27 protein-coding genes and 1 other annotated feature are annotated in these 25548 nt (G+C 42.7%); of the genes, 9 read left to right on the top strand and 18 right to left on the bottom strand.

The window, feature by feature from the left end:
* Positions 1 to 105: 105 nt before the first annotated feature.
* The 5 genes from BAE31_RS19790 to BAE31_RS17175 form a co-directional block, all read right to left on the bottom strand.
* Positions 106 to 252: a hypothetical protein gene (locus BAE31_RS19790; protein WP_170871309.1), complete on the bottom strand. Its 147-nt coding sequence runs from the start codon at positions 250 to 252 to the stop codon at positions 106 to 108.
* Between the two features lie 27 nt (positions 253 to 279).
* Entirely contained in the window at positions 280 to 519 is a 240-nt protein-coding gene (locus BAE31_RS17190; protein WP_024422884.1) for a YqkC family protein, read from the bottom strand.
* A 12-nt stretch (positions 520 to 531) separates the two neighbouring features.
* On the bottom strand, positions 532 to 858 hold the full coding sequence (locus tag BAE31_RS17185; RefSeq protein WP_024428050.1) for an iron-sulfur cluster biosynthesis family protein: 327 nt from the start codon (positions 856 to 858) through the stop codon (positions 532 to 534).
* Between the two features lie 79 nt (positions 859 to 937).
* Positions 938 to 1912: a GNAT family N-acetyltransferase gene (locus BAE31_RS17180; protein ID WP_041109692.1), complete on the bottom strand. Its 975-nt coding sequence runs from the start codon at positions 1910 to 1912 to the stop codon at positions 938 to 940.
* Positions 1909 to 2388, bottom strand: a complete 480-nt coding sequence (locus BAE31_RS17175; protein ID WP_041109694.1) for a GNAT family N-acetyltransferase — start codon at positions 2386 to 2388, stop codon at positions 1909 to 1911. Before BAE31_RS17175 ends, BAE31_RS17180 begins: the two co-directional genes overlap by 4 nt.
* A 272-nt stretch (positions 2389 to 2660) precedes the next feature.
* Here BAE31_RS17175 and BAE31_RS17170 point away from each other — a divergent pair, with 272 nt between their 5' ends.
* The 4 genes from BAE31_RS17170 to BAE31_RS17155 all read left to right on the top strand — a co-directional run bounded on the left by BAE31_RS17170 (position 2661) and on the right by BAE31_RS17155 (position 6290).
* Positions 2661 to 3110: a YfmQ family protein gene (locus BAE31_RS17170; protein ID WP_024422888.1), complete on the top strand. Its 450-nt coding sequence runs from the start codon at positions 2661 to 2663 to the stop codon at positions 3108 to 3110.
* A gap of 152 nt (positions 3111 to 3262) precedes the next feature.
* Entirely contained in the window at positions 3263 to 4495 is a 1233-nt protein-coding gene (locus tag BAE31_RS17165) for a DNA polymerase IV (RefSeq protein ID WP_041109696.1), read from the top strand.
* A gap of 15 nt (positions 4496 to 4510) precedes the next feature.
* Complete coding sequence (locus tag BAE31_RS17160) at positions 4511 to 4855, top strand: YolD-like family protein (RefSeq protein ID WP_041109698.1); 345 nt, start codon at positions 4511 to 4513, stop codon at positions 4853 to 4855.
* 199 nt (positions 4856 to 5054) lie between these two features.
* On the top strand, positions 5055 to 6290 hold the full coding sequence (locus tag BAE31_RS17155; RefSeq protein WP_024428045.1) for an MDR family MFS transporter: 1236 nt from the start codon (positions 5055 to 5057) through the stop codon (positions 6288 to 6290).
* 33 nt (positions 6291 to 6323) lie between these two features.
* Here the strand turns inward: BAE31_RS17155 and coaA are convergent, their stop codons facing one another.
* Positions 6324 to 7283 carry a type I pantothenate kinase gene (coaA, locus tag BAE31_RS17150; protein WP_024428044.1) on the bottom strand — a complete coding sequence of 320 codons (960 nt, stop codon included), beginning with the start codon at positions 7281 to 7283 and terminating at the stop codon, positions 6324 to 6326.
* 189 nt (positions 7284 to 7472) lie between these two features.
* Here coaA and BAE31_RS17145 point away from each other — a divergent pair, with 189 nt between their 5' ends.
* On the top strand, positions 7473 to 8801 hold the full coding sequence (locus BAE31_RS17145; RefSeq protein WP_041109700.1) for a CoA-disulfide reductase: 1329 nt from the start codon (positions 7473 to 7475) through the stop codon (positions 8799 to 8801).
* Between the two features lie 63 nt (positions 8802 to 8864).
* Here BAE31_RS17145 and BAE31_RS17140 read toward each other — a convergent pair whose 3' ends face one another.
* Entirely contained in the window at positions 8865 to 9641 is a 777-nt protein-coding gene (locus tag BAE31_RS17140) for an SDR family NAD(P)-dependent oxidoreductase (protein WP_076840994.1), read from the bottom strand.
* 12 nt (positions 9642 to 9653) lie between these two features.
* Entirely contained in the window at positions 9654 to 10604 is a 951-nt protein-coding gene (locus BAE31_RS17135; protein WP_076840993.1) for an MBL fold metallo-hydrolase, read from the bottom strand.
* A gap of 167 nt (positions 10605 to 10771) precedes the next feature.
* Positions 10772 to 10983, top strand: a binding site (T-box leader).
* Between the two features lie 41 nt (positions 10984 to 11024).
* On the opposite strand from BAE31_RS17135, the gene proC reads away from it, so the two are divergent.
* Positions 11025 to 11852 (top strand): pyrroline-5-carboxylate reductase, encoded by an 828-nt coding sequence (gene proC, locus BAE31_RS17130; protein WP_076840992.1) that lies wholly within the window; start codon positions 11025 to 11027, stop codon positions 11850 to 11852.
* A gap of 35 nt (positions 11853 to 11887) precedes the next feature.
* Here proC and BAE31_RS17125 read toward each other — a convergent pair whose 3' ends face one another.
* Together BAE31_RS17125 and BAE31_RS17120 are read right to left on the bottom strand one after the other, a co-directional pair.
* Positions 11888 to 12367 (bottom strand): DinB family protein, encoded by a 480-nt coding sequence (locus BAE31_RS17125; protein WP_076840991.1) that lies wholly within the window; start codon positions 12365 to 12367, stop codon positions 11888 to 11890.
* A gap of 104 nt (positions 12368 to 12471) precedes the next feature.
* A complete protein-coding gene (locus BAE31_RS17120; RefSeq protein WP_076840990.1) occupies positions 12472 to 14085 on the bottom strand; it encodes a M20/M25/M40 family metallo-hydrolase in 1614 nt (537 codons plus the stop codon).
* A 140-nt stretch (positions 14086 to 14225) separates the two neighbouring features.
* Here BAE31_RS17120 and namA point away from each other — a divergent pair, with 140 nt between their 5' ends.
* Positions 14226 to 15242: an NADPH dehydrogenase NamA gene (gene namA / locus BAE31_RS17115; protein WP_080708051.1), complete on the top strand. Its 1017-nt coding sequence runs from the start codon at positions 14226 to 14228 to the stop codon at positions 15240 to 15242.
* A gap of 120 nt (positions 15243 to 15362) precedes the next feature.
* Entirely contained in the window at positions 15363 to 16127 is a 765-nt protein-coding gene (locus BAE31_RS17110) for an alpha/beta fold hydrolase (RefSeq protein WP_041109719.1), read from the top strand.
* Positions 16128 to 16173: 46 nt separating this feature from the next.
* Here BAE31_RS17110 and BAE31_RS17105 read toward each other — a convergent pair whose 3' ends face one another.
* Together BAE31_RS17105 and rnz are read right to left on the bottom strand one after the other, a co-directional pair.
* Positions 16174 to 17481 carry an aspartate aminotransferase type Ic gene (locus tag BAE31_RS17105; RefSeq protein ID WP_076840989.1) on the bottom strand — a complete coding sequence of 436 codons (1308 nt, stop codon included), beginning with the start codon at positions 17479 to 17481 and terminating at the stop codon, positions 16174 to 16176.
* Between the two features lie 139 nt (positions 17482 to 17620).
* Positions 17621 to 18550 (bottom strand): ribonuclease Z, encoded by a 930-nt coding sequence (rnz, locus tag BAE31_RS17100; protein ID WP_076840988.1) that lies wholly within the window; start codon positions 18548 to 18550, stop codon positions 17621 to 17623.
* A gap of 221 nt (positions 18551 to 18771) precedes the next feature.
* Between rnz and zwf the strand changes: the two genes are divergently transcribed.
* Positions 18772 to 20247: a glucose-6-phosphate dehydrogenase gene (gene zwf, locus BAE31_RS17095; protein ID WP_024428033.1), complete on the top strand. Its 1476-nt coding sequence runs from the start codon at positions 18772 to 18774 to the stop codon at positions 20245 to 20247.
* Between the two features lie 47 nt (positions 20248 to 20294).
* Here zwf and BAE31_RS17090 read toward each other — a convergent pair whose 3' ends face one another.
* The 6 genes from BAE31_RS17090 to BAE31_RS17065 form a co-directional block, all read right to left on the bottom strand.
* On the bottom strand, positions 20295 to 21017 hold the full coding sequence (locus BAE31_RS17090; RefSeq protein ID WP_024422902.1) for a GntR family transcriptional regulator: 723 nt from the start codon (positions 21015 to 21017) through the stop codon (positions 20295 to 20297).
* Between the two features lie 189 nt (positions 21018 to 21206).
* Positions 21207 to 22613 (bottom strand): glycoside hydrolase family 1 protein, encoded by a 1407-nt coding sequence (locus BAE31_RS17085; protein ID WP_041109727.1) that lies wholly within the window; start codon positions 22611 to 22613, stop codon positions 21207 to 21209.
* Positions 22597 to 23943 carry a PTS cellobiose transporter subunit IIC gene (gene celB, locus BAE31_RS17080; protein WP_034280299.1) on the bottom strand — a complete coding sequence of 449 codons (1347 nt, stop codon included), beginning with the start codon at positions 23941 to 23943 and terminating at the stop codon, positions 22597 to 22599. The genes BAE31_RS17085 and celB overlap by 17 nt, the downstream gene beginning before the upstream one ends.
* Positions 23944 to 23968: 25 nt before the next feature.
* The gene (locus BAE31_RS17075) at positions 23969 to 24301 is read right to left on the bottom strand and encodes a PTS sugar transporter subunit IIA (protein WP_041109730.1); all 333 of its coding nucleotides are present in this window, start codon (positions 24299 to 24301) and stop codon (positions 23969 to 23971) included.
* A gap of 3 nt (positions 24302 to 24304) precedes the next feature.
* Positions 24305 to 24616: a PTS sugar transporter subunit IIB gene (locus BAE31_RS17070; RefSeq protein WP_024422905.1), complete on the bottom strand. Its 312-nt coding sequence runs from the start codon at positions 24614 to 24616 to the stop codon at positions 24305 to 24307.
* 141 nt (positions 24617 to 24757) lie between these two features.
* Positions 24758 to 25543 (bottom strand): glucose 1-dehydrogenase, encoded by a 786-nt coding sequence (locus tag BAE31_RS17065; protein ID WP_076840987.1) that lies wholly within the window; start codon positions 25541 to 25543, stop codon positions 24758 to 24760.
* Positions 25544 to 25548: the final 5 nt, after the last annotated feature.

Here is a 25548-nt window from a genome sequence, read left to right as displayed (position 1 = left end):
ATATACGATACATGTTGTATTCTATCACATTTCCTCGAATGGAAGAAATATGAAATGTCATTTTTCGCAAAGTTTTCGGTATCCCGCAATTAACGCTGCAAATGCCTATTTTTCGGCATTTACAGCCATTATTTTTTTATTTCTAGCTTGCTCATTTTGTCGAATTGTTTGTTGAAAAACGGCTTTTTCCGTTCCCAAAAGATCATTTTCCGGATTAGACAGCCATGCGGTTTGATGAGATGATGAACGCACGAAAAAAACCCTTCCGAAAAAGGGCTTTTATAATACATCTGTTACTTGGTCCATATTCTCTTTGATCCAATTGACAGCTAATTCGAGCGTTGGAAATTCTTCTGTTTCAAATGTGACTTCATCTTGAAGAAGCCAAACGTCCTTTTTCACCGAATCCATTCCACCTATTGACCAGTGCAAAAGGCTATAGGGATGATTGTTATTTAAAAACGACACCCATGTTTTATTTTGTGCCGTATTTTGTATCACTTTTAGCTTTTGATCCACTACATTTCCACCTTACTTTACAAGTATACCCATTCTCGGGCTGAGTATTTGTTGAGGACTTTTCAACATGAGTGTGTTGGCTTTTTCGTTAAAATCAATCGTCATTTCCTCGTCAAAAAAGACCTTTTGTGCTGTGTGTATGTACAGCTTAAAGAGCTGATTATGCTTGAGTTCTTCCCATTCGCCTGTTCTTTCACCTGTGAGCCAAATCATTGGGACACCGCTTACCGCACAGCCGCACCCATCTGAATCATATCGAAGGAGCAGTTCTTTTGTTTCATGCCCTGCTTGTTGTTTTGTAAGGAACGCTGCTGCTGGTTCTGTTATATGAATATACATGCCGAACATCCTTTTTTCGTTGATTGTTACATTGTAACATATCAGTCATCAATTAAACATGTTCACGCCCTGTCAGCTCTTATGTCTGATCATTTGCCTTTAGCTGGTCTGACCAATTGTACGCTTCTTGTTCAATTTCTTTAATGAGCTCATCTTTTCCTTTGATATAATTTGCCATATCTTCAGGATAGGTTTTTGCCAATTGACGCTTTTTATCTGCATAGGCTTTGGCACGATCAGGTGCAGCTTTTAAATAATCTCGGAACACCAAATGCCTTTTTACATCATCATGTCCGGCTTCATAGGCGTGAACGTGATGTGTTCGGTTCAAGCCGCCTTTTCTAAAAAAACGTCTTCCCTTGAGTCCATTTTCTCCGAGCGGTTCATATCCAAGCTGGCGAAACAGGTGGTTATACTCATCTAAGGTGCTGATATGCTTCACCTCTAGCAAGATATCAATAATTGGCTTAGCCGCCATTCCTATGACTGACGTACTGCCAATATGGTGGCCATATACCCAGTTGTCGCCAACTATCTTTTTCAGCTTGTTGTGCTCATCTTGAAATTGTTTTGGCCAGCTCGATTGGTATTCAATCACTTCCACCTTTCGAAGCATCAAACGTTCCATCTTTGTTAACATCAGATTGTTTTCCACCTGCAAACGGTCCTTCTGTTTAAACCCTAGTTTTTCATAAAGCTTGATTGCTGGTGTATTTGCCTCTGCTGTTGTGAGCTCGATTGTTTTTTGATGCTGGATAATGGATTGCAGGAGCGCTGTCCCGATTCCTTGATTGACATGATGTGGGTGCACAGCTAACCGGCTGAGGATGATCCGATCGTCATGCAGTTCATATGAAGCGATCCCTAACAAATGCCCCTCTTTTTCAAATCCTATGAAAATCTCATCTGTTTCTATTATGTCTTGAACCGTTTCTTTTAAGGGCGGTAAATCTTGATAGCCAATTTGTTCTGCCTCCCGCTGATATGCGGCTAATTGTATATGTAACAGCTCTTTTGCTATTTCTTTATTTTTTTGATCCAGTCTGATGATCATGCGTTCGCCTCCAGCCTTTTCACAAATAGTACCCGGTCTTCATGAATGCCGTCGTAATCTGAAAAAACTGAAATGCCATCCACTGTTTTATCTCCCTTTTCTATCTGAAAACCGAGCTTTGTATGGTAAGCAATCGAGACTTTATTCACAGGAGCTGTAACGGCCTTAATCGTTGTTCTTCCTTCCTTTTCAGCCGCTTCATAAAACGCTTGATAGAGAATTTTGCCAATCTTTAATTTCCGGTGGTCTGGATGTACCCCAACAAAGTGAATATACGCTTCATCTGAATGCGATTGCGATAAAAAACCGACTAAAAAGCCAATCAGTTCACCTTTTTCAACAACGACAAAACTTGTTTGCTGAAAATGTTCGAAAAATAGCTTTGGCAATTTCGCGCGTAAATCTCTGCCTCCCCACCAGCTTTGAATGACGGATGTGACCGCATAAAAATCTGACGGCTTTACTTGACGTATCATGATGGCCTCGCCCCTTTTTATTTTTAGCTGTACCGTTTCACAAAAATCAACTGTTTCAATAGTCTACCTGTCTGATCAATTGTTTGTAAAGGTGATGTATCAGCCTTTTTTCCCTTCAGCTTTGTTGGTTCTTCGTTCTTTCGCTGTCATCTCCTTTAAAATCTTCACACTTATTTCAAAAAGTTCACTTTTTGTGCGAAAGTTTTATTCTTTTGTTATGTTAAGATGGATCATATAGGAAATGGAACAAACGTTTATTGGAGATGATGATATTGGTTTGGATTGTTACTTCACTTGTTGTGTTTAGTCTTTTAAAGCTGCTTGTCACTTCGCTGCCTTCGGGTGTTGTTGAACGCCTTTTTAGTCGTTATGCGGTGCATGCAAAAGTAACAAGTGATCAAACAACGATGACGTTTCAAGGACGTCCACTCGATGATCAGCAAACATCCGAAATTATTCAACATTTTAATGATGCGATCTTTATTGAACGCTATTATATTTATCCTGGTGACGAAGAGCGTTTTCTTCATCCGCAGGAAGGGCCGGCGCCGCTTACCATGCAAACAAAGCTTGGCAAGCATGATGTAACCCTTTATCTGTATCATTACGATGACCACGTGGATGTGGTGCGGCAGTTTACCCATAAGCCTAAGAAAAAACTAACGGCCTATCGTTTGCGTTCTGAGCCGCTCCAAACATCCAACAACTTGGCACATGCTTAAAACGACTCATTTTCCCCAGATGAGACGAAGTGGAGACACTTCGTCTTTTTTGTATGGATTTACACTCTTCTCTTTGAATGATTTACCAGTATCAATTTCACCTTCGGGCGGTTAAAATGTATACAGAACATACGTTCTAAGAGGTGAAAATCATGAATGAACGAGCCATTCTGCTTGTGGATATGCAGTCGTTTTATGCGTCAGTCGAAAAAGTGGAGGCTCCCCATTTGAAGGATGTGCCGCTCATCGTCTCAGGAGATCCCGAGCGACGGAGCGGGGTCGTACTTGCGGCCTGCCCGCTCGCTAAAAAACGGGGCGTACAAAATGCATCAAGATTATGGGAAGCACAGGAGAAATGCCCTGAAGCCGTCGTCGTACGTCCACGTATGCAGCGCTACCTTGATGTCTCTGTCATGATGACAGAACTGCTTGAACAATACACGGATCTTGTCGAACCCTATTCAATTGATGAACAGTTTCTCGATATTACGGGAAGTGTGACACTACTCGGTTCGCCCCGCGAGATCGCTCAAAATATACAAACGACCATTATGAACCAGACAGGCATTTACGCACGTGTTGGCATTGGTCCTAATAAAGTGCTCGCTAAAATGGCCTGTGATCATTTTGCTAAAAAAAACAAATCTGGCATCTATGAACTTCGTGCAGACCGGGTTGCGGATGATTTATGGCCGCTTCCGATTGGAAAATTATTTGGTGTCGGCAAACGGATGGAGCATCATTTAAAACGAATGGGCATCAGTACCATCGGGACACTTGCTGCTTATCCGTTAGACCGGCTAAAAAAACGCTGGGGAATCAACGGGGAGCTTCTGCAGCGAACAGCTTTAGGACACGATCCCTCCCCGGTCACTCTTCACACACATGATCAGCAAAAAGCGGTTGGGCATCATATGACCCTTCCCCATGATTATGCGTCTTTTGAGGACATCAAAGTCGCCATTCTTGAATTGAGTGAAGAAGTGGCAAGACGTGCGCGCTTTAAGCATTATGTTGGACAAACGGTGGCTGTTGGCATAAGAGGCGCTGATTTTTCTCATCCGACTGGATTTCATAGACAAATCAAGCTCCATTCACCCACACAGTACGGGAGAGATATTGCAGACGCAGCCATTCAGCTATGCCAGCAGCACTGGGACGGCGAGCCCATTCGCAGTGTAGGCATTACTCTCTCGCAGCTGCAGCCTGACAGCCACTATCAGCTGAGTTTATTTGATCACCATTTCAAAAAAGACAGACTCAGCAAAGTATTTGATGCGATCCATATGAAGTATGGACCTGCTGCACTCTTGCACGCCTCGTCACTAACAAGCGCAGGGCAGGCGTATCACCGCGCCGAAAAAATTGGTGGACATTACAAATAACGGAGGCGAACAGCCATGAATCCCAATAAATTAACACCTGGATACAACATCATGTGGGAATCAAGCCGAATGATGCTCCCAGAGCACCGTGAACAGCTGCTTGCTCAAAAACGAAAGAAAAAAGAATACACGCCTCCTTCGCTGAGCACTGATCAGCTAGAGGAAATGAATTTTTTGATCACACAGTCGATTACAGAGGACCAAGCGATTTGCGTGACATATGCTGCAGCAGGTATGAAACAGCAGTTTTGGGGCTGGGTGAAAGCCATTCATTATGAAACCCGGCGCATAAAAATCGTCAATGATGAAGATGTTCTCCACCTGTCCTTGCAGCAAATTGTCGCGATTGATCTTGATTAAATTGTCTTTAAGTGACCATACGAATCAGAAGATCTAAAAGACATAGAAGCATCGGCAGAAAAAACATGCTCTCCAAATTTGCGAGCTATTCTGGCCTCCTCTGTCATATGGCGGATGTCTCCTCCATCAAATTGTGTATTTAATTTGCACAATTTTTCATGTATGATTGGAACATCTTAACACTCAGGGGAGAAACATCATGAAAAATAATTTACGTACTTTACATCCACTTAGTTGGACGATCATCATCGGCACCATATTCGGCCGAATGGCGACGTCCATGAGCATTCCTTTTTTGGCCGTTTATTTGACACAAGTCAAAGGGGCTTCAGCTTCTTCAGCTGGGTTAATCATTGCCGTCAGCTCCCTTATTGGGATCGTGGCGAGTTTTTACGGCGGCTATGTTTCTGACCGAATCGGCAGGAAAAAGGTCATGCTTCTATCCATCTTCGGCTGGACACTTGTCTTTGTTGGCTTTGCGTTTGCAGATGCCATTTGGGTCTTCTTTCTCATGAACGCTTTAAATGGACTGTGCCGGGCACTGTTTGAACCGACGTCTAAGGCACTCTTATCTGATGTCACCCCATCAAGTATTCGGTTGTTTGTTTTTAATTTACGGTATACGGCCATTAATATCGGGGTGATCTTCGGCCCGCTGCTTGGCTTATATCTAGGATCATCGAAAACAACATTTCCATTTCTTGTCGCTGCCTTCATTTATTTGTTATATGGATTAACACTGGCCTGGCAATTTCAGAAGCATCCAGTTGCTGCTCCAGAAAGTACGAAACAAATCAGCGTCAAAAAAGCCCTTTCCATTATCCAAAAAGATACGGTCTTTAGCATCATCCTCATCGGCGTTACCTTATGTTCGTTCGGGTATTCGCATTTAAGCTCAACGCTGCCTCAATACTTATCAGCGTCACCTATGATTGAGGATGGTCCTAAACTGTTTGGATATCTTTTATCTTTAAATGCAGTGGTTGTCATTGTCGTACAATATCCGCTCATCATGATTGCGAAGCGCTACTCCACCATTTTGTCGCTGACCACCGGGAATATTCTTCTTGCCGGCAGTTTGTTTGCCATTGCTTTTTCACAAAGTCTCGGCATGCTTGCTTTCATCATTGTCGTGTTTACGATTGGGGAGGTTCTGCTGTTTGCGATGATGGATCTTTTTGTAGACAATATTGCAAAGCCTGAAGTGAAGGGATCGTACTTTGGGGCGATGGGATTTTCTCAGCTCGGCAGTGTCATCGGACCATTTGTCGGCGGACTGTGCATTGACTATTTTGGCGCAGCCCATCCCCTCTCCATTTTTACGGTCTTGTCAATGATCACCATCGCAGGCGTTCCATTCTTACTCATTGGATATTACCGTCTAAAAAAGCGATCGGCAGCAGCCATAGCTGTTAAAGTAAGTGGAGATCATTAAAAAAACCGCTCTCTCGTTTGAGCGGTTTTTCATTTATACCCGGCGGATGGCGATCTCTTCCACCTTGTGCTGATCCCCTTTTTTCAAAATGAGATCAGCTCGATATTTTGTCGGTAAAATATTTTGATATAAATTAGGGCGGTTCACGGTATTCCAAATGGTGCTTGCCATTTGATCTGCCTCTTCATCCGTCAAATCTTTATATTGATGAAAGAAGGATTCAGGGTCTTGGAAGGCTGTTTCCCTTAGCAAACGAAATCGTTCTTTATACCATGATTGAATTTGCGTTTCAGCGGCGTCTACATAAATCGAAAAATCAAAGAAATCTGATACAAACACACGTGGTTCATCCTTCAAATCATCCAGCGCTGGTGATTGGAGTACATTGATTCCTTCAATAATGACAATATCCGCATCCTCTACTGTTTCATACACCCCTTCAAGCCGGTCATAGGTCAGATGCGAATATACCGGGGCATGCACAGTTTGTTTACCTGATTTTAATTCATTCAAAAAAGACAGCAGGGCTTTGACATCATAGCTTTCCGGGAAGCCTTTCTTTTCCATCAGCCCTCGATCCTTTAATTCTTTTTGAGGATATAAAAAGCCATCTGTTGTTACAAGACTTACCTTCAGCCCATCTCCAAGCCTCGATAAAAGCGTTTCAATGATACGAGCCGTTGTGCTTTTCCCGACAGCTACACTTCCAGCAATCCCAATTAAAAAAGGAATCTTGGCATGATGTGGGTAGTTTAAAAAGGCATTCACATGCTGGTTTTTTTGTTTTTCTGCAAAGACATGTAATGTCAGAAAACGAATAAGCGGTATGTAAATATCTCGAACTTCTTCAAGCGATAAATAGTCATTTAACCCTTGCAGCGCTCTCGCTTCTTCTTCAGAAACAGATACCGGCATATATTCTCCAAGAGCTGCCCAGGCCTCTCTCGTATGGCGCGTGTATAGCGTATTAAAATCTAGTCGCGTGTCACTCAAAGTCTTTCCCACCAATCTTCACTAAACTCGTAACCCAAAAAAGACGATAATCCGATTGTAGCTTAAAATGAAGGCGCTGTCTTTATTTTTCAACGAAAGTTTGCTTGTTTTGCAAAAAAAAGCATTAAAAAAAGGAATATGAGGGTAAATAAGAGTATTCAGTACGATAGATAGAAGGGAGCACACTAAATGAAATATGTGATGATTGGCGGAGACGCAGCTGGAATGAGCTGCGCTATGCAAATATATAGAGAGGATCCAGATGCATACATTGTTGCTTTTGAAAAAGGAGAGATTTTCTCATATGGACAGTGCGGACTCCCCTACTTGATCGGCGGTCTCATTGATGATCACAGAAAGCTGATCGCACGCAGTGCTGAAACCTTTCGTGAGAAATATGGAATTGACGCCAGATGCTTACACGAAGTGACCTCCATTGACCCAGAGCAGAAAACAGTGTCGGGTCATCATACGAAAACAAAGGAACCCTTTACAGAAAGCTACGACCGCCTCTTAATTGCGACAGGAGCAAGCCCTGTCACTCTGAATTTAGACAGCCAGCCATTAGAAGGCGTACACGTATTAAAAACCATCCCGCATGCGCTGTCCATTTTAGAACATTTAGAAAAGGACATCACACATGTCACGATCATTGGAGGTGGATATATCGGCCTTGAAATGGCTGAAAATTTAAAAGCGCTCGGAAAAAACGTACATATCATTCAGCGGGGAGCAGCACTCGGCCCGGGCTTTGACTCCGATATGGCAAAACACCTTAAAGAAGAGGCTGACGCCAAGGGCATTCACGTATCGCTCGGAGAAACGGTACAGCAATTAGAAGGCAAGTCACATGTCACAGCTGTTATCACAGACAAACAAACCATTCAAACAGATATGGTCATCATGGCCATCGGTATCACTCCGCAAACCTCCTTTTTACATCATACCGGAATCAAGCGTCTTCAAAATGGCGCTATTGCAGTAAATCAATACATGCAAACCAATATAAAAGACATTTATGCTGCCGGTGATTGCGCAGCAACCTATCACCGCATCAAAAAATCATTGGATTATATTCCGCTCGGCACAACGGCGAATAAACAAGGGAGAATCGCAGGCTTTCATATGACAGGGACAAACCGGGCGTTTCAAGGCGTGACTGGAACAGCCGTCATGAAATTTATGGACGTGACAGCGGGACGAACAGGCTTATCAGAAAAAGAAGCAAAAGAGGCGGACATTCCTTTCTCCGTCATCACCATTGATAGTACAGATCACGCGAAGTATTACCCAGAAGCGCAGAAAATGAAAGTGAAACTGATTTACAGAAGCGATAACCATACCTTGCTTGGTGCCCAAATCATCGGCAGAAACGGTGTAGATAAACGGATCGATATCGTGGCGGCTGCCCTTTACCAAGAGCTGACCATAACAGATCTTGAAGATTTAGATATTAGCTATGCACCGCCTTTTAACAGTGTATGGGACCCGCTTCAGCAAGCGGCAAGACGGATATAGAAAGTGTCACAATGAAGCCTTACCTCAAAAAAAGAAACCAGTTCAAAACCGGTTTCTTTTTTGTTACTTTTTCATCATCGCTTTTCGTGCTGCTTTTTCAAATAAAAATGGGAATAACTGATACAATTTGCTGCCAGCGTTCATCCAGCCGGGCAGATTAATCTCTCTCTTTTTCGTCATCATGGCAGATACGACCTTCCCTGCCACCTTGTCCGCACTCAGCATCATAAAATCAACGTTCTTCACATATTCACCGCTGCGGTCAGCGATGGTAAAAAAGTCTGTGGCAATCGGTCCTGGGTTGACCGTCGTCACGTGAATGCCTGAGTCTGCCAGCTCCATTCTGAGGCTGTTTGAAAATCCAAGAACGGCATGCTTTGATGCGGAATAAATCGCTGATTTGGGTGTCGCAATCTTTCCTGCCTGGGATGCGATATTGATAATATGTCCCTGCCCTCTTTGTTTCATCTCAGGGATGACCTTTTTCGTGCAGGCGATTAAGCCAAACACATTCACCTCAAACATCGACACCATTTCCTCTATGGAGGCATCTTCGACGAGATCGAATACGCCAAAGCCGGCATTGTTGACCAAAATATCGACCGGCCCCACTTCTTCATACGCGCGATCAATGTCGTCAAGCTTGCTGACATCAAGCTGAGCGATGTGACACACCCCGCCCGCGCTCATAATTTTTTCTTTCACACCAGTAAGCTTTTCCACTCGTCTTGCTGAAATAATGACCTCTGCACCTTCTTCTGCTGCCAAGTACGCCATTTTTTCACCAATGCCCCCAGATGCGCCTGTAATCCAAATCCTTTTTCCTGTCAATCGCCCCATGCGTTTCACTCCTTAGTTTGCTCTGTAATAGACAATTCCGTCTTTTTGCACTTCTTCAATTTGCCCAGCCTCTAAGAGCACATCCAGCTGCCCCACTGTCTCTGACATCGTTAAAAACAAGGCCTCTTCATACATCACTGGAAATAGCTTGCGGCAAAGATGAAAGGCCGTCATTTCTTTTTGTTTAAGCAGCTGATACATCGTATTTGCCCGTTTCTCTTGTTTCTTAAATCTTTCTTCAATCAATTCATGGTGGGACGTGATGAGCTGACCGTGTCCTGGATAAATCGTCTTGATTGGCAGACGCAATAACCGATTGAGTGATGCTTTATATTGAAGCAGTGATTTTTGACGTTCCTCGCCCTCATACGGTGCTTCCATTAACGGATTTGAAGAAATGGTCGTCAAAAGCAGGTCGCCGCCAATAAAATTCCCCGTTCTTTCATCTAAAAAGGAAAGATGAGACTGTGCGTGTCCGGGTGTTTCCATCACAAAGAAGTGTTCATGCCCGCTTAAACGATCACCTTCTTTTATGATCTCATCTACATGTGAAGTACAAGAATATGTATAAGATTGCTTCACCATTTTTTCACACTCATTTTGCCGAAGCGGGACACCTAACTGCTGAAAAAAAGGAATCATAAAGTCCACTTGGCGCTGCTTAAACACTGGATCCTGACTAATATACGGCTCATTTAGCTGGTGTCCGATCACACGGACATGAGGTTTCATCAGATTTAACAGACCGACATGATCTGCATGATGATGGGTCAGCACCACTTGATCAATATCGTCTATCGATAAACGATGTTCCTTTAATTGCGTGACAAAGGCATGCTCTGCCTCTTCTGTCATCGGCCCGCAATCTACTAAGGTGACGGCCTCTCCTTTTAATACATATGCATACACATCCCCAACGGCAAACGGCGTCGGGATGGATAATTGAATGATGTCTTCTTTCACTTTTATACGTCATCTCCTGCTTTTTGACTCATGATTGTGGGACTTAAGCCTTCTTACTTCATTGTATCTTGCAAAAGGCAGACTGTCATGCGGTTTAGATGGGCAATTTTTTAAACTGCCCTATTGACATAAACTTGTCCATCGTTGCATAATGAACAACAAATATATGATGCGCGATGATAAGGATTAGTAAGCAAAATAACGATGCAAGAGAGTGAGGTCCGCCGGCTGAAAGACTTCACCATCCTCTTATTTGCTGAACCTGCCCTTTGAGCTGTTAGGCAAACCTAAACGTTTCCCGCGTTAAGGGACTAGAGCTGAGTATGCATGTTTGCATGCTAATTGAGGGTGGTACCGCGAAAAACCTTTCGTCCTTTTCAGGCGAGAGGTTTTTTTATTTTCTACAAGGAGGAGCAGCTTATGAGTAAAATTGGATTTATCGGTGCAGGCTCAATGGCAGAGTCTATGATCAAAGGTTTATTAAAAAGCGGAATGATGTCGAATGAAGATATCATTGTTACAAACAAAACGAATGAAAAACGATTAGAAGAATTACAGGTACGTTATGGGGTCAAAACGGATTTCGCTCGGTCCTTTATTTATGAAGAAGCGGATATTCTCGTTTTTGCCTTAAAACCGAAGGATGCAGAAAGCGGAATTTCTGAAGTCCAGCCTCATTTACATGGACAGCTGATCATTTCTATTTTAGCTGGTATTTCCATTGAAACGATTCAACACTATGCTGGCGGAAAGACAGCAGTCGTTCGTGCGATGCCAAATACATCAGCGGCGATTCAGCAGTCAGCAACAGGTATTGCCGTAAGTCATGAAGTGACAGAGGAGCAAAAGAAAAAAGCCGTCGAGCTGTTTGAAACAATCGGGCATGTCACAGTATTAGATGAATCGCAGCTAAATGCTGTGACAGCCATCGCAGGCAGCGGCCCAGCCTTCATTTATCAATTGATTGAAGGAATGGAGCGAGGTGCTTCAGAACTTGGAATGGACCAAGCAACTGCGAAATTACTCATTTGCCAAATGATTGCAGGCGCCGCCAATATGCTTCAAGACAGCGGAAAAGAGCCTGCCGAACTGCGCAAGGAAATCACAAGTGAAGGCGGAACAACAGAAGCCGGCCTAAACACACTGGCTGCCTATCAATTTGAAGAGGCCGTTGTCGATTGTGTCAAAACAGCCACTAAACGCGCAGCAGAATTAAACGAAATGTTTTCAGCAAGCACGTATAAATGAATTTGAAAAGCACCTGTTTTGATCCAGGTGCTTATTCACTGCCTCATTGACATGATGGATTTGATTTGATCCAGATGATGTTGTTCATGTAAAGCGATGGTTTCAGCTAATACTTGGACGGTCATCACTCCTTCTTCCGGATGCAGACCTGATTGTTCCCATATATCTTTTTCTAATAGCCGAAGCGTGTTGTCTCTTCTCTCTTTCATCCGTTTGATCAATGCTTTGATATCGTCAGCGTTATACCATTCATACGCTCTTTCTTTCACGTATATTTCAGGATCATACGATTGAAAGGGCGTGTGATGATCTGATATCGCCTGCTCTATCCGCTCGGACCAGACTTCTTCTGTGTCATACAAATGCCCGGCGAGCTGCTTAATTGACCACTTCCCCTCCCCTAAAGATTGATCCAGTGTGTAATCATCACAAGCCTTCACTATCTTCTCTAGTTCACTCATACTTTCCTGAAGTGATGTAACGATGTCTGTTTTTGTTAATTTCCCAGTTTCCATTTAATTCTCTCCCCCTTCAAATAAATGTAAGTCTTCTTTAATATCATTTTCTATTTATTAAATAGAAGCCCTATCATCAAGATAGAGCTCTTCATTACATCTACTTATTTTTTCTCTAATAAAGCATGAATCGTTGATTCTAGTAGTTCTGGCAAAATGCCAAAAGAGAACGGGACGTGCAGCCGTTCTGTCCATTTGTGCGGGTCCTTTCCTAGTGGACCTACGTTGATGACTGGTACGTAAAGGGCTTCCTTTTCTCCTTGCGGTAAAGAATAGCCTTTTTGGTAAAGCGGCATATTGGTTGTATAATGACCTACTTCCTGCTTTTCGAGCTGTAAGTAACTTAAATCAGACAATCCCGGGAAATATTTCACTTCCTCTACTTCAAGTCCATATACCTCTTTTGCCTCTTTTTGAATCTTCTTGAATGTCTTCTGAATATGCGGATCTTCTGTTGAGGACACCGAAGGGTAAAATGGCGGACTATAAAATAGAACAATCAGCGGTCCTTCTTCCTTACATAGCGTCGTCAGCTCCGAGACAATTTTCGTTGAAAAATCACGATCTCCAAGTTCACCTCGGTTGGCGAATGCATAGTTGACAATGCGCTCGACTTCCTGTTCACCAGAGCGTTCTGCGGCTTTTTGATACAGCTCGTGATACGTAAGAACCGTCACCTGAGTGTCAATTGGAGTAAAGTGTTTAAAGCGCTGAAAGTCCGCTGTTTTTTGCTGAAGATTGGCCTCGATTTGGTCTGCTGCTTGTTTCGCAGTTTCATAGAGAAGTCCGTGCAGTTCTTCACTTGAACGTTTCATCATGAGCACATTAAATAAAGATACGGCTGTGTGAGGTGTTTGAACGGAATAGGCTTCTTTCAAGTCCTTTTGCATTAAGTTCGTTGGAGGCGGCGTTACTTCACCATCTACTTCCTCACAATAATCACTATTGAGCTCTAACAGCCGGTTTAGTTCAGATACCATAAAATTCGCATTTAAGCCTGAGAAAGGCTCTCCTACATGTGTTTCAATCCCTTTACAGAAAAATCCGGCTAATACCTTTCCTATACTGCCTGTATACATATAATGATGTTCATCCCCTGGATACTTTTCAAACATCGGCTCACTGTTTAAACACGCGGTATAGTCAAGATCATGTTTTTCTCTAAGCTCTTTTAATTTCGGCACAGCCTCAAGCATTCCTTGTGAATTCACTTCTTCATCAGGAACTGTGACGAGCAGGACATTTCCATCAAATGTTCCTGTCATCGCTCTTTCCAGCATAGAAAGCTGTACGGAGAGACCTGCTTTCATATCCATGGCCCCTCTTCCAAACAGCCAGTCGCCTGAAGCAAGGTCCTCTCTTGCCCTCATTGGAAGAAGCTCACTTTTTTGCGAAAAGGAAGCCATTAACTCTTCAGGCTTGCATGCCATGTTTTGAAATTCGCCATAATCTTCTGTATCGACTACATCAAAGTGACTAAGAAGCAGCACGGTACGCCGCAGCGTACTGCGCTTCACAAGTGCCGTTAAATAATACCGGCCATCTTTCATCGGATGCAAAGCCAAATGATCAGGGTTCTGCTCAAAATAAGGCCGCTCCCTTAGCAAATAATATAAATATTCCGCTAACGCGACTTCTCCTGTTGTACCTGATATGCTTTCATACTGCATAAGAGCTGTCAGGAGCTCCCTTAGTTCACTCTCAGTTTGCCATTTCATCCGTTCTCCCCCTTTGATGTTTCTATCTCTCCATTATACAAAAACGTGTATAAAAGCTATATTCTTTGAGCACCTTTTATGACGAAAGTTTGAATGGCTGTTATAATCGGCTATACAATTCCATGAGGAGGCGAAGGTATTTGGAAACAAAACTCTTTTCACCTTGGACATTAAAAGGTGTTACACTGAAAAACCGCATCGTGATGTCCCCGATGTGTATGTATTCATCCTATGACCGTGATGGGAAATTACAGCCTTTCCACTTCACACATTATATTTCCCGTGCACAAGGTCAGGCTGGTCTCATCATGGTGGAAGCAAGTGCTGTATCTCCTGAGGGAAGAATTAGTGATCAAGACCTCGGTATTTGGAGCGATGAGCACATCGAAGGATTCGCTTCATTAAACGAACAAATCAAAGCGTACGGAACGAAGACAGCCATCCAGCTAGCCCATGCAGGACGTAAGGCTGAACTTGATGGAGACATTCTTGCACCATCAAGCATCCCATTTGATGAAACATCTAAAACCCCTGTCGAGATGTCTGTTGATCAAATCAAAGATACCGTTCAGGCGTTTCAGGATGCAGCTGTACGGGCAAAAAAAGCGGGTTTTGACATCATTGAAATTCATGGTGCACATGGCTATTTGATCAATGAATTTCTTTCACCGCTGGCGAACCACCGAACAGACGACTATGGCGGTTCACCAGAGAACCGTTATCGTTTCTTAAGAGAAGTCGTAGACGCAGTCAACGCCGTATGGGACGGACCTTTATTTGTCCGTGTGTCAGCTTCTGATTACACGACAAAAGGACTTGATATTGCAGATTATATTGGGATTGCCACTTGGCTCAAAGAGCAAGGTGTCGACTTAATTGATGTCAGCTCAGGTGCTGTCGTGCAGGCGAAAATCAACACATTCCCCGGCTACCAAGTAACATTCGCAGAGAAAATAAAAGAAGGTGCCGGCATTCAAACAGCAGCTGTCGGTCTGATTACATCTGGTGTACAGGCAGAGGAGATTTTACAAAATCAGCGTGCGGATTTGATCTTTATTGGCAGAGAATTTTTACGGGATCCATACTTCCCGAAAACAGCTGCTCAAGAGCTCCGTACATCCATCGAAAGCCCGCGTCAATATGATCGCGCTTGGTAAAAGCTCTTAGGAAAAAAGGTGTCTATTTTTCGAAATAGGCATCTTTTTTGTTTTTAAGAGAAACATATCTGCCTTTTGTGCCGTCTTTTAGCTAAAGAACCACTTAGAGGAGATGGAAGAATGAATTCGGCAATGATTGAAAAAATGTATCATATAGATGGACACCACTTTTATACAAAGCATCGTCAAGGCAAAAGGCAAGCCACGATTATCTTTGAAGCAGGCTACGGCATTTCTAGTGATACGTGGTCAAATATGGCACGTGATATTGACCCAGAGCTTGGGGTTTTCTTATACGACCGTTTAGGAACTGGAAAGAGCAGTGAAAGCGGTGAAGGAAGAACCTTGCATGACCTCGCTGATGATTTAGATGCACTGCTGAAAGAAGCCAATATTCAGCCGCCATTTCTTATTGTCGCTCACTCATTTGGCTCTCTTGTCAGCCGGCTATGGGCAAGCCGCAGAGGAGATGATGTCATCGGTATGGTGCTGTTAGACCCGGCAAGTGAGGAGCAAGAGCAGGTGATCCTGCCGCTTTTATCAAAGGAAGAACGCACTTCATATATGGCGCAGTTTACAGCAGAATGTACGCATGAGGACTTTCAGCAAATGCTAAGCACAATCAAAGAGGAGCAAACCCATTATGGAATGATGCCGCTTCTTGTCATTTCATCAGGTAAGAGTCGATTGTTTCACCCAGCTCATGAAGCTTGGCTCAGACTTCATAAACGCATGCTGTCTTTGTCATCCCAAAGCGGATGGATTCAGGCGCAAAACAGCTCGCACTATATTCATCATGATGAACCGCATATTGTGCAGCTTGCTATCTATGATGTATGGTGCGCAGCCAAACAACCTGTCTCCTATTATCAAACTGCTAATTAAAATAAAAAACTCCTTGACCCGTTATGAGTCAAGGAGTTTCTTTTATTTATGCCGTTGGAGCAGATTGACTTTTTTTAGAAAGCAGCTTTTCAATACTGACAAGCTGAACACATAATGTAAAGATGTCAATCGCTTGCTCTAGTTCTTCAAGAGCCGGGAATGTTGGTGCAATGCGAATGTTACGATCAAGCGGATCTTTTCCATATGGGTATGTTGCACCTGCACCTGTCATTGTGACACCTGCTTCTTTTGCTTTCTGCACAACAGCTTTTGCACAATGATCAAGTGTATTTAAACTAATGAAATATCCGCCATTTGGCTTGTGCCATTCAGCAATGTCTTTCCCGCCAAGTTTTTCGTCAAGAATGGAAAGAACGAGATCAAATTTTGGCTTAATGATCGCCGCATGCTTTTTCATATGTTCCTTCAAACCTTCTGGATTTTGGAAGAATCGAAGATGTCTTAGTTGATTAATTTTGTCTGGTCCGATCGTTTGAATCGATAATTGCTTTTGAGTGAAGCTTACATTGTCAGGGCTAGACGCCATCAGTGCAACACCTGAGCCTGGGAATGTAATTTTAGACGTAGACGCAAACATAAACACACGGTTCGGGTATCCTGCCTCTTCAATTGCTTGAAAAATATCTTTTAACGTATCAGGTGTATCCGTTAGATGGTGGACTGCATATGCATCATCCCAAAAAATGCGGAAGTCGTCTGCTTTTGTTTTCATTGAAGCTAGGCGGTCAACGACTTCATCTGAATACGTAATGCCGTCTGGATTGCTATATTTCGGTACACACCAAATGCCTTTAATCGCTTCATCTTCTGCGACCAATTTTTCTACCTGATCCATATCAGGTCCATCAGCCTTCATATCGACCGTGATCATCTCTATGTTAAATAGCTCACAAATGGCAAAATGACGGTCATACCCTGGGCTTGGTGCAAGGAATTTTACCTTTGGCAGCTCTCCCCAAGGTGTTTTGCTGTCACATACGCCGTGAGTCATCGCACGTGCAATGGTATCATGCATCATATTCAGGCTTGAATTACCGCCGATGATGATTTGTTCTGGCTTTAAATTGAGTACTTCTGCAAAAAATTTCTTCGTTTCAGGAAGGCCTGTCAAGCCGCCATAGTTTCGCACATCTGTGCCATCTTCAGCTGTCATTGCATCCTTTGATGTCACAACATCGAGCATGCCCATAGACAAATCGAGCTGTTTTGGTGAAGGCTTCCCTCTAGACATGTCTAAGTGCAAGTTTTTACTTTTGTAAGTTTCATACTCATTTTGTAGTGCCACATATAGGTCATTCAATTCTGCTTCACTTAATGCTGTAAAACCGCTCATTTTTGATTGTGCCTCCCGTATTCTTCATAGTTTAATTCGTCATTTGTTTTTTCTTCACCATTTTACCACTACCTGAAAAAGAGCGTCATCATAAATATCAAAAAAATCACACAACTTTTTTTGACGATTCATCCAATTTTTACAGGGTGCGTTCAATGGGGAAAGAAGAGAAATCATGTGCAGCTTCGGTCAGCGGGAATATATCGCGGGCTTCTTTCAACAGTTGTTTCAGTGCCTCTTCTCCTTGGTAACGTGCACTTATATGGGTCAAAATGAGCCTTTTTGCGCCTGCTTCCTGTGCTGTTTTCGCTGCTTGTTCTGTTGTACTGTGATAATAATTGTAGGCTAAATCTGCATCTTCTTTACCGAATGTTGCTTCATGGACTAACACATCCGCATTTTTGGCAAGCCTTGTTATATTCTCGCACAAACGGGTATCTCCTGAAAATGCAACGATTCTCCCTTTTTTAGGGGGTTCCAAATAATCGGTTCCATCAATGGTTCTTCCATCTTCGAGTGTCACGGTTTCCCCATTTTTCAACTTCTGATACAATGGTCCAGGTTTTACACCGATTTCTTTTAGGTCTTCGGCTTTTAATGAACCAGGCATATCTTTTTCCACAACCCGATAGCCGTAAGCTGGAATCCCGTGAGAGACTCTTCTTGCTTCTACTTGAAAGGTATCGTCTTCAAACACGATCCCTTCATCTATTTCTATGATATGCAGCGGATATGTCAAATGCGTTTGTGTAGCTGAAAGTGCTGCGTTCACAAAGGCTTTAATGCCCTTTGGTCCATAGATCGTCAATTCCCCCTCCCCGCCTTGAAAGGATCTGCTGCCAAGGAGTCCCGGAAGGCCATATACATGATCACCGTGCATATGTGTGATAAATATTTTCTCGATCTTTCTCGGTTTAATCGTTGTATGTAAGATTTGGTGCTGCGTTGCTTCTCCGCAATCAAAAAGCCACACTGCATTTCTTTCTTCTAAAAGCTTTAGCGCTGTGCAAGTGACGTTTCTTGTTTTGGCAGGAATGCCTGCACCTGTTCCTAAAAAGAGCAGTTCCATTACTTTTCCTCCTAAAGCCGGTATACAATATCTTCATTCATATAGAATACATGAAGACAAGGTAAATGTGAATTCAGCGGAATTTTTGAAAAAAGTGAAACGAGAGCAGAAAAAGTCGAATCAAATGTTTGCTTTACGAACAATGAAGCTTTAAAATAAAGAAAATGTACATACATTCTCGGTTTTTACAACAATGCTACGAATAAAGTGAGGTACTTCTCGTGAATACAGAAACTAACAACCCTAAAGCAGTCATTGTCATTTTTGGCGCAACAGGAGACCTTGCCAAACGCAAGCTCTACCCTTCTATACATAGACTTTATCATAGCGGAAAGCTAGGTGATCAATTCGCTGTTGTCGGAGTTGGACGCCGTCCGTGGTCTCATGAGGACCTCAGAGCTGTGGTGAAGGAATCTGTTTCTTCTGATGATGCAGAAGCGAAAACAGAGGAATTCATTTCACATTTCTATTATCACGATTTTGACGTATCAAGCCCTGCTTCCTATCAATCGCTTAACACGCTTTTAACAGGCCTTGAAGATACGTACAGTATTCCAAATAACCGCATGTTCTATTTAGCTATGGCACCGGAATTCTTCGGAACGATTGCGAAGTTCCTAAAGAGTGAGGGCGTATCAGAAACAACCGGCTGGTCACGACTTGTCATTGAAAAGCCATTTGGGCATGATCTGCCAAGTGCCAAAACTTTAAATGAAGAAATTCGTGATGCATTCACAGAAGATCAAATTTATCGTATTGACCACTACCTTGGTAAACAAATGGTTCAAAACATTGAGGTCATCCGCTTTGCGAATGCCATCTTTGAACCGCTTTGGACAAACCGCTATATCTCAAACATTCAAATTACATCCAGTGAGTCATTAGGGGTTGAAGACCGGGCTCGATATTACGAAAATTCTGGTGCACTAAGAGATATGGTCCAAAACCATATGCTTCAAATGGTTGCCCTTTTAGCAATGGAGCCGCCAATTAAACTCAATACAGAGGAAATCCGCAGCGAAAAACGGAAAGTATTGCGCGCTCTTCGTCCTTTTTCTAAAGATGAGGTCGATCAATTCTTTGTCCGTGGACAGTATGATACTGGTACGATTGATGGCAGCGAGGTTCCTTCTTATCTGAAAGAGCAAAATGTTGACCCGAACTCAAACACAGAAACATTTGTGGCAGGGAAACTGCTGATTGATAACTTTAGATGGGCCGGGGTGCCATTTTACATTCGGACAGGAAAACGGTTAGAAAAGAAATCTACTCAAATCGTAGTTCAATTTAAAGACATTCCAATGAACCTGTACTATGGAAACGGGAATGCCATGCATCCAAACTTACTTGTCATTCACATTCAGCCAGATGAAGGCATCACCCTTCACCTGAATGCTCGCAAGCTGGATGGCGGAACGTATGCGAAACCGATTAAGCTCGACTACCAAACAAACTATAACGACATCATGAATACACCAGAAGCATATGAAAAGCTGATTCATGACTGCTTGCTAGGCGATGCAACAAACTTTGCTCACTGGGACGAGGTGGCACTTTCTTGGAACTTCGTTGATCCGATTTCTGAGAAATGGGCAGAAAGCAAAACATTAAAACCAAACTATCCTGCTGGTTCTATGGGACCGAAAGAAGCTGATGAGCTTCTAGAAAAAGATGGATACCATTGGTGGAATATATAAAATCATATGAAAAAAGAGCAGTCTCCCTTGGGGGTTCTGCTCTTTTTTTAACGTCCTGTTTTCGTGATTTCAACCGTTGAAAAGTCAAATTTATCATAGCGATGATGGCTAAATGAGTATTCAAACGGCTGCCCTGCGTTTAAATAAGCAACCTGCTCGACTTCAAGCACAGGATCTGTTGGGTCACACCCTAAATACTGCTGATCCAGCTGATCTGATTTAGCCGCTCTAATTTTCTTGTGCGCTCCTGCTATTTTTAAATGAAGCTGATTTGAAATGTAGCCATAGATAGAACCCAGTAGAACTTCTTCATCTATACCTTTAATGAGATTGACAGGCATAAACGTTTTTTCTAATACATAAGGCTCTTCATCCACGAGACGGAGCCGGATGATATCATAAACAGGTGTGGTTGAGTCAATAGATAGATGGGCTGCCACCTCTTCGCTTGGAAAATGGACATCAAAATGAATGATTTGAGTCGTGACGTTTTTATCCGCCATGACTTTTGTGAACCCTTTATTTTCATGGCCCGATACATTGATTGCCCCTTGATTGAGCGCTGCCTTTACAATAAATGTACCGTGGCCTCTTTTTCTAAAGAGCAGACCTTCTGCAACGAGAAGATCAAGCGCACGTTTCATTGTCATTCTGCTGCATTGAAATTCGGCGGCAAGCGAGTTTTCATCTGGAATGGGTTGATCTTCTGGATAATAGGCTGTTCCTATTCGTTTTCTGATTTCTTCTGAAATGAGTTCGTACTTCTTCATCTCACACCACCAACTGACTTGTTTTTTCATAGCGCTTTATTCTAGAAGGAAATATGGCGTTTTTTAGCCTTCCTCTCATTTTACACTAAGGGATGTGAGCTTAAAAGGTGCCAGCCATTTTTGTTTCATCCACTTACCGTCACATAAGAAAAATACTTGCTCTTTTCAAGGAAAGAGCAAGTATTTTGATTAAAAACCGTTATTCTTTGAAACGGATTGAAACCAGTATCCGCTTTTCTTAATCGTTCGTTTCCCGTCTTTTTGAAGATCAACTGAGACAAATCCATAACGATTTTTATATGCATTCGACCAGGACCAGTTGTCCATAAAGGTCCATAGATGATAGCCTTTCACATTGCTTCCTTCTTGAATGGCTTGATGCACCCATTTGAGATGCTCAGAAATAAAGTCAATGCGGTAATCGTCATGAATCATTCCTTCTTCATCCTTAAACCGCTCTTCCCCTTCGACGCCCATTCCATTTTCAGAAATAAAGCATTCAATATTATCATAGTCTGTTTGGACTTTTTTCAATATGTCGTAAATGCCCTTTTCATAGATTTCCCAGCCTCGATACACATTCATTTTTCTCCCCGGCATCTCAAAAGAATCAAAATAATGGTTCGGCATAAATGGTGCTTGAGGATGCGGCATATGCTCTTTCGCTTTCACTCTTCTTGGCTGATAATAGTTGATGCCTAGAAGATCAATCGTATTCTCTCGAATGAGCTCAAGGTCCCCTTCTTCCATACTTGGCATAAAGCCTTCTTTCTTTAAGACTTCTACTAGCTTTTCCGGGAAATGCCCCTTCACCGCAGGATCTAAGAAGGAACGGTTAAAGAAAGCATCGGCCATCTCTGCTGCTTCTACATCGCGCGGATGCTGGCTTCGCGGGTACGAAGGAGTCAGGTTTAGAATGATGCCAATCTTACCTCCTTGCTGCAGCTTTTTATAAGCCGCAATCGCCTTCGCATTTGATAAAAGTTCATGAAAACCGACCTGTACAGCCTTTTGGAAATCGACTTCGTTTGGATAATGAAAGCTATACATATATCCGCCTTCTACAGGAACAATCGGTTCGTTATGGGTAAACCATTTTTTTACCCGGTCGCCAAATAATTGGAAGCATAATGTTGCATAGCTCACATAATCATCGACCACCTGTCTGTTCACCCAGCCACCTTTCTCCTGCAGCGCCATTGGCATATCGAAATGGTATAGGTTCACAAATGGCTCGATATCATGTGCAATCAGTTCATTGATCACATCATTATAAAAAGACACCGCTTCTTCATTCACAGCACCTGTTCCTTCAGGTAAAAGGCGTGACCATGAAATCGACAGCCGAAATGAATTGTGGCCAATTTCTTTCATGAGACGGATATCCTCTTTATATTTTCGATAAAATTGAGATGTCACGTTCGGCCCTACGCCATCAAAAAAACGAGTCGGCTCTTGTTCAAACCAATGATCCCAAATGTTCGGTCCCTTTCCATCGCCGGGGACGCTCCCTTCTGTTTGCGTCGCAGAAGCAGAAGATCCCCACCAGAAACCTTCTGGAAATGTATATGATTGCTTATTAGTTTCCATCGACATGTATTGAGTCTCCTTCACCTTTGATGTTTGCTGCCTTCGTTTTTTCTGTTGTCGTTATTTTTTCATTTTTCACATTCATACGGTCAATAAATTTCAGGAACGGGAACCAAATGACAAACACAATCATCAGGTTAAACAACTGAAGCAGACCGCCTGCTAGTGAATTTGTTGCCATCATTCCGCTAATAAAGATCGGCACTGTCCATGGGATATTCACGCCTGTCGGCGGCGGTACAATGCCTGATGCCATCGCAAAATAAGTAATACATGTAATGACCATTGGCGCCAAAATCCACGGAATGAGAATAAGCGGATTCATGACAATCGGTAAACCGAAGATAATCGGTTCATTGACGTTAAATAATCCTGGTCCTAAGCCAAGCTTGGCTACTTGTTTTAATTGCTTACTTTTCAGGAAAATTAAAATCGTAAACACAACAGCAAGCGTCATACCGGTTCCACCCATTCCAACCGTATAGATTTCAATAAACTGCTTGCTGATGATATTAGGAACCTCACCTGTTTTTGTGTAGCTCTCTAGGTTTTGAATGGACAATGTATTCCAAATCGGATCCATGACAGAGTTGATAATAATTTGGCCGTGGAGCCCAAAGAACCAAAGAATTTGTATAAAGAAAACCGCGATCAAGGTCGGAATGATACCGCTTCCAAGACCAACAAGCGGCGCCTGAATAGCATGATAAATCAAATCATGCATATTTGTTTTGAAGCCTTGTGTAATGATGATATTAATGAACAAAAAGGTTGTAAGTGTCAAAGTAGCCGGGATCAGTGCAGCAAAAGACTTGGAAACAGCTGGCGGAACCCCTTGCGGCATATTGATCACAAATTTCTTCTGGACAAAATAACGATAAATTTCAGCAGACAAAAAGCCTGTGATCATTCCTAGGAACATCCCCTTTGCACCTAAACGATCAACTGGGATAACGCCTGCAATCGTTGCACCGCCTTCTTGTTCTAGTAAAAACGGAGTTAGAAGCAAGAAAGAGGCTAAAGCAATCACGCCGCCAAAGACAGCTTCTACATCATAGCTTTTTGATAAATAGTAGCCGATCCCAAATACAACAAACACACTCATAATGCTGATGGTCGCACTCGGTGCGATATTCAGTGCAGACTGGACGCCTTCCAGTACGGTTTTACTCATGATTTTATCTAAAAATGGCAAATTCATCAGCACAACCATAATGGAACCAAAGATGGTGAGCGGGAACGCAAGCATAAAGGCATCACGTAATACGCCTAAATAGCGGTTGTTGTTCAATCTCCCAGCAATCGGAACCAAAATGGCACTTATTTTATCAAACATTGGTTTCCCCCCTTGTTTACACCCTTTATTGTTTAAGCGATTGGAATATCGGCAGGAGCTCTCCCACAAGCTCCTTGATGGTAATGGTCGACATTAAATGATCTTCAGCGTGCATGAGCAGTAAGGAAAAGGATGCCCTTTCTCCGCCTGCCTCTTTCTGCACGAGTTGAAAATGGATGTCATGTGCAAGCCGTAAATCTTCTTCCGCTTCTTTCATAAGACCAAAAGCTTCTTCTTCTAGACCTTCTCGATATTGTTTCAGAGCCTGAAGCAATTTGCTGCGTGCATTCCCGCTGTGTAAGATCAATTGAAAGCTCACTTGTTCCTCCGTGAGCCCTTCGAGTGTTTTCTTTTCCATCCTTTAAGATTCCCCCATCAATGTAAGTGCCTGTTCATACGCTTTTTGTCCATCGGCAAGCCCGTATGCCTGCATATCAATGACCTCTACCTCAATCCCGTATTTTGTTGCTTCTTTTTGAAGGTCTCCTTTTAAGAAGCTCATTTGCGGTCCGATTAACACAACATCTGCATTCGCCATTTCTTTTTTTGCTTGATCTTGACCAACTGCCCAAATTTCTGCTTCGTCCCCAATTGAATCGGCATGTGCTTTCATCTTTGTCACTAGTAAACTCGTAGACATTCCCGAACTGCATGCTAATAAAATACGTTTCATTTCTCTCACCCCATTGTTGTAATAAAAGCGCTTCCAATTAATATTATATATTTTTATTTTTAAATGTCTAGACATTTAATTTCATTTGTCTGTATTTAATATAAAAAAAGAGCGTATTGTACGCTCTTTGTCTTCATTGTCTTATCCTTTTCCTGCCTGGAACCCTGGATACTTTGTCATGCCGCCGTCTACATATAACGTCAGGCCTGTGACATAGCTCGCCTCTTTTGATGCCAGCCAGACAGCGCATGCTGCCACTTCTTCTGGCTTTCCAATATAGCCGATTGGAATCAGCTCAATCACGCCTTTTTTCAATGCTGGATCATTGAATTTCTCCGCATTAATCGGAGTATCAATGGCGCCTGGTGCAATGCTGTTTACACGGATTTTTTTAGGGGCATATTCAAGGGCCAATGTTTCTGTCAAAAGCTTGGCGCCTCCTTTACTAGCTGCATAATGCACGAAATGAGGCCAAGGAATTTGCTGATGAACCGACGACATATTAATGATCGAGCCTTCTATCCCATGATCCGTCATATACTTCAGTGCATCACGGCATCCTAGAAACATACCTGTTAAATTGGTAGCCATCACTTTGTTCCAATTATCCAGCGTCATTTCTGTAGAGGGTACTTCATTTTCAATGCCTGCGTTATTAATCATCACATCAAGAATGCCGAATGTATCAACGGCTTTATCAATCATCGCCTGCATATCATCTTCCTTTGATACGTCTCCCTTGATTTTCACAGCCTGTCCGCCATGTTTTTGAATTTCTGCAATGGTATCATCCGGATTTTCTTTATCAGAGAAGTAATTAATCACCACATTGGCTTTTTCTTGTCCAAATCGGCGGGCCATCGCTTGACCAATCCCTGTACCTGCACCTGTAATCAGAACTGTTTTTCCTTCTAAATCTGGATACATTCGTG

The organism is Bacillus sp. I-2, from assembly GCF_001974945.1.
Lineage (GTDB): Bacteria > Bacillota > Bacilli > Bacillales > Bacillaceae > Bacillus > Bacillus safensis.
The sequence above is the reverse complement of the archived record's forward strand: the minus strand, read 5'-3'. Positions and strand labels throughout refer to the sequence as shown.

Excerpts from the sequence above, each read along its gene's own strand:
- BAE31_RS17155 (WP_024428045.1), top strand. The coding sequence starts at position 5,055 with ATGAAAAATAATTTACGTACTTTACATCCACTTAGTTGGACGATCATC.
- BAE31_RS17105 (WP_076840989.1), bottom strand. The coding sequence starts at position 17,481 with ATGAGCGGTTTTACAGCATTAAGTGAAGCAGAATTGAATGACCTATAT.
- BAE31_RS17175 (WP_041109694.1), bottom strand. The coding sequence starts at position 2,388 with ATGATACGTCAAGTAAAGCCGTCAGATTTTTATGCGGTCACATCCGTC.
- BAE31_RS17110 (WP_041109719.1), top strand. The coding sequence starts at position 15,363 with ATGAATTCGGCAATGATTGAAAAAATGTATCATATAGATGGACACCAC.
- proC (WP_076840992.1), top strand. The coding sequence starts at position 11,025 with ATGAGTAAAATTGGATTTATCGGTGCAGGCTCAATGGCAGAGTCTATG.
- BAE31_RS17165 (WP_041109696.1), top strand. The coding sequence starts at position 3,263 with ATGAATGAACGAGCCATTCTGCTTGTGGATATGCAGTCGTTTTATGCG.
- BAE31_RS17125 (WP_076840991.1), bottom strand. The coding sequence starts at position 12,367 with ATGGAAACTGGGAAATTAACAAAAACAGACATCGTTACATCACTTCAG.
- celB (WP_034280299.1), bottom strand. The coding sequence starts at position 23,943 with ATGTTTGATAAAATAAGTGCCATTTTGGTTCCGATTGCTGGGAGATTG.
- BAE31_RS17185 (WP_024428050.1), bottom strand. The coding sequence starts at position 858 with ATGTATATTCATATAACAGAACCAGCAGCAGCGTTCCTTACAAAACAA.
- rnz (WP_076840988.1), bottom strand. The coding sequence starts at position 18,550 with ATGGAACTGCTCTTTTTAGGAACAGGTGCAGGCATTCCTGCCAAAACA.
- BAE31_RS17120 (WP_076840990.1), bottom strand. The coding sequence starts at position 14,085 with ATGAAATGGCAAACTGAGAGTGAACTAAGGGAGCTCCTGACAGCTCTT.
- BAE31_RS17180 (WP_041109692.1), bottom strand. The coding sequence starts at position 1,912 with ATGATCATCAGACTGGATCAAAAAAATAAAGAAATAGCAAAAGAGCTG.
- BAE31_RS17090 (WP_024422902.1), bottom strand. The coding sequence starts at position 21,017 with ATGAAGAAGTACGAACTCATTTCAGAAGAAATCAGAAAACGAATAGGA.
- BAE31_RS17145 (WP_041109700.1), top strand. The coding sequence starts at position 7,473 with ATGAAATATGTGATGATTGGCGGAGACGCAGCTGGAATGAGCTGCGCT.
- BAE31_RS17160 (WP_041109698.1), top strand. The coding sequence starts at position 4,511 with ATGAATCCCAATAAATTAACACCTGGATACAACATCATGTGGGAATCA.
- BAE31_RS17140 (WP_076840994.1), bottom strand. The coding sequence starts at position 9,641 with ATGGGGCGATTGACAGGAAAAAGGATTTGGATTACAGGCGCATCTGGG.
- BAE31_RS17070 (WP_024422905.1), bottom strand. The coding sequence starts at position 24,616 with ATGAAACGTATTTTATTAGCATGCAGTTCGGGAATGTCTACGAGTTTA.
- BAE31_RS17085 (WP_041109727.1), bottom strand. The coding sequence starts at position 22,613 with ATGTCGATGGAAACTAATAAGCAATCATATACATTTCCAGAAGGTTTC.
- BAE31_RS17075 (WP_041109730.1), bottom strand. The coding sequence starts at position 24,301 with ATGGAAAAGAAAACACTCGAAGGGCTCACGGAGGAACAAGTGAGCTTT.
- BAE31_RS17065 (WP_076840987.1), bottom strand. The coding sequence starts at position 25,543 with ATGTATCCAGATTTAGAAGGAAAAACAGTTCTGATTACAGGTGCAGGT.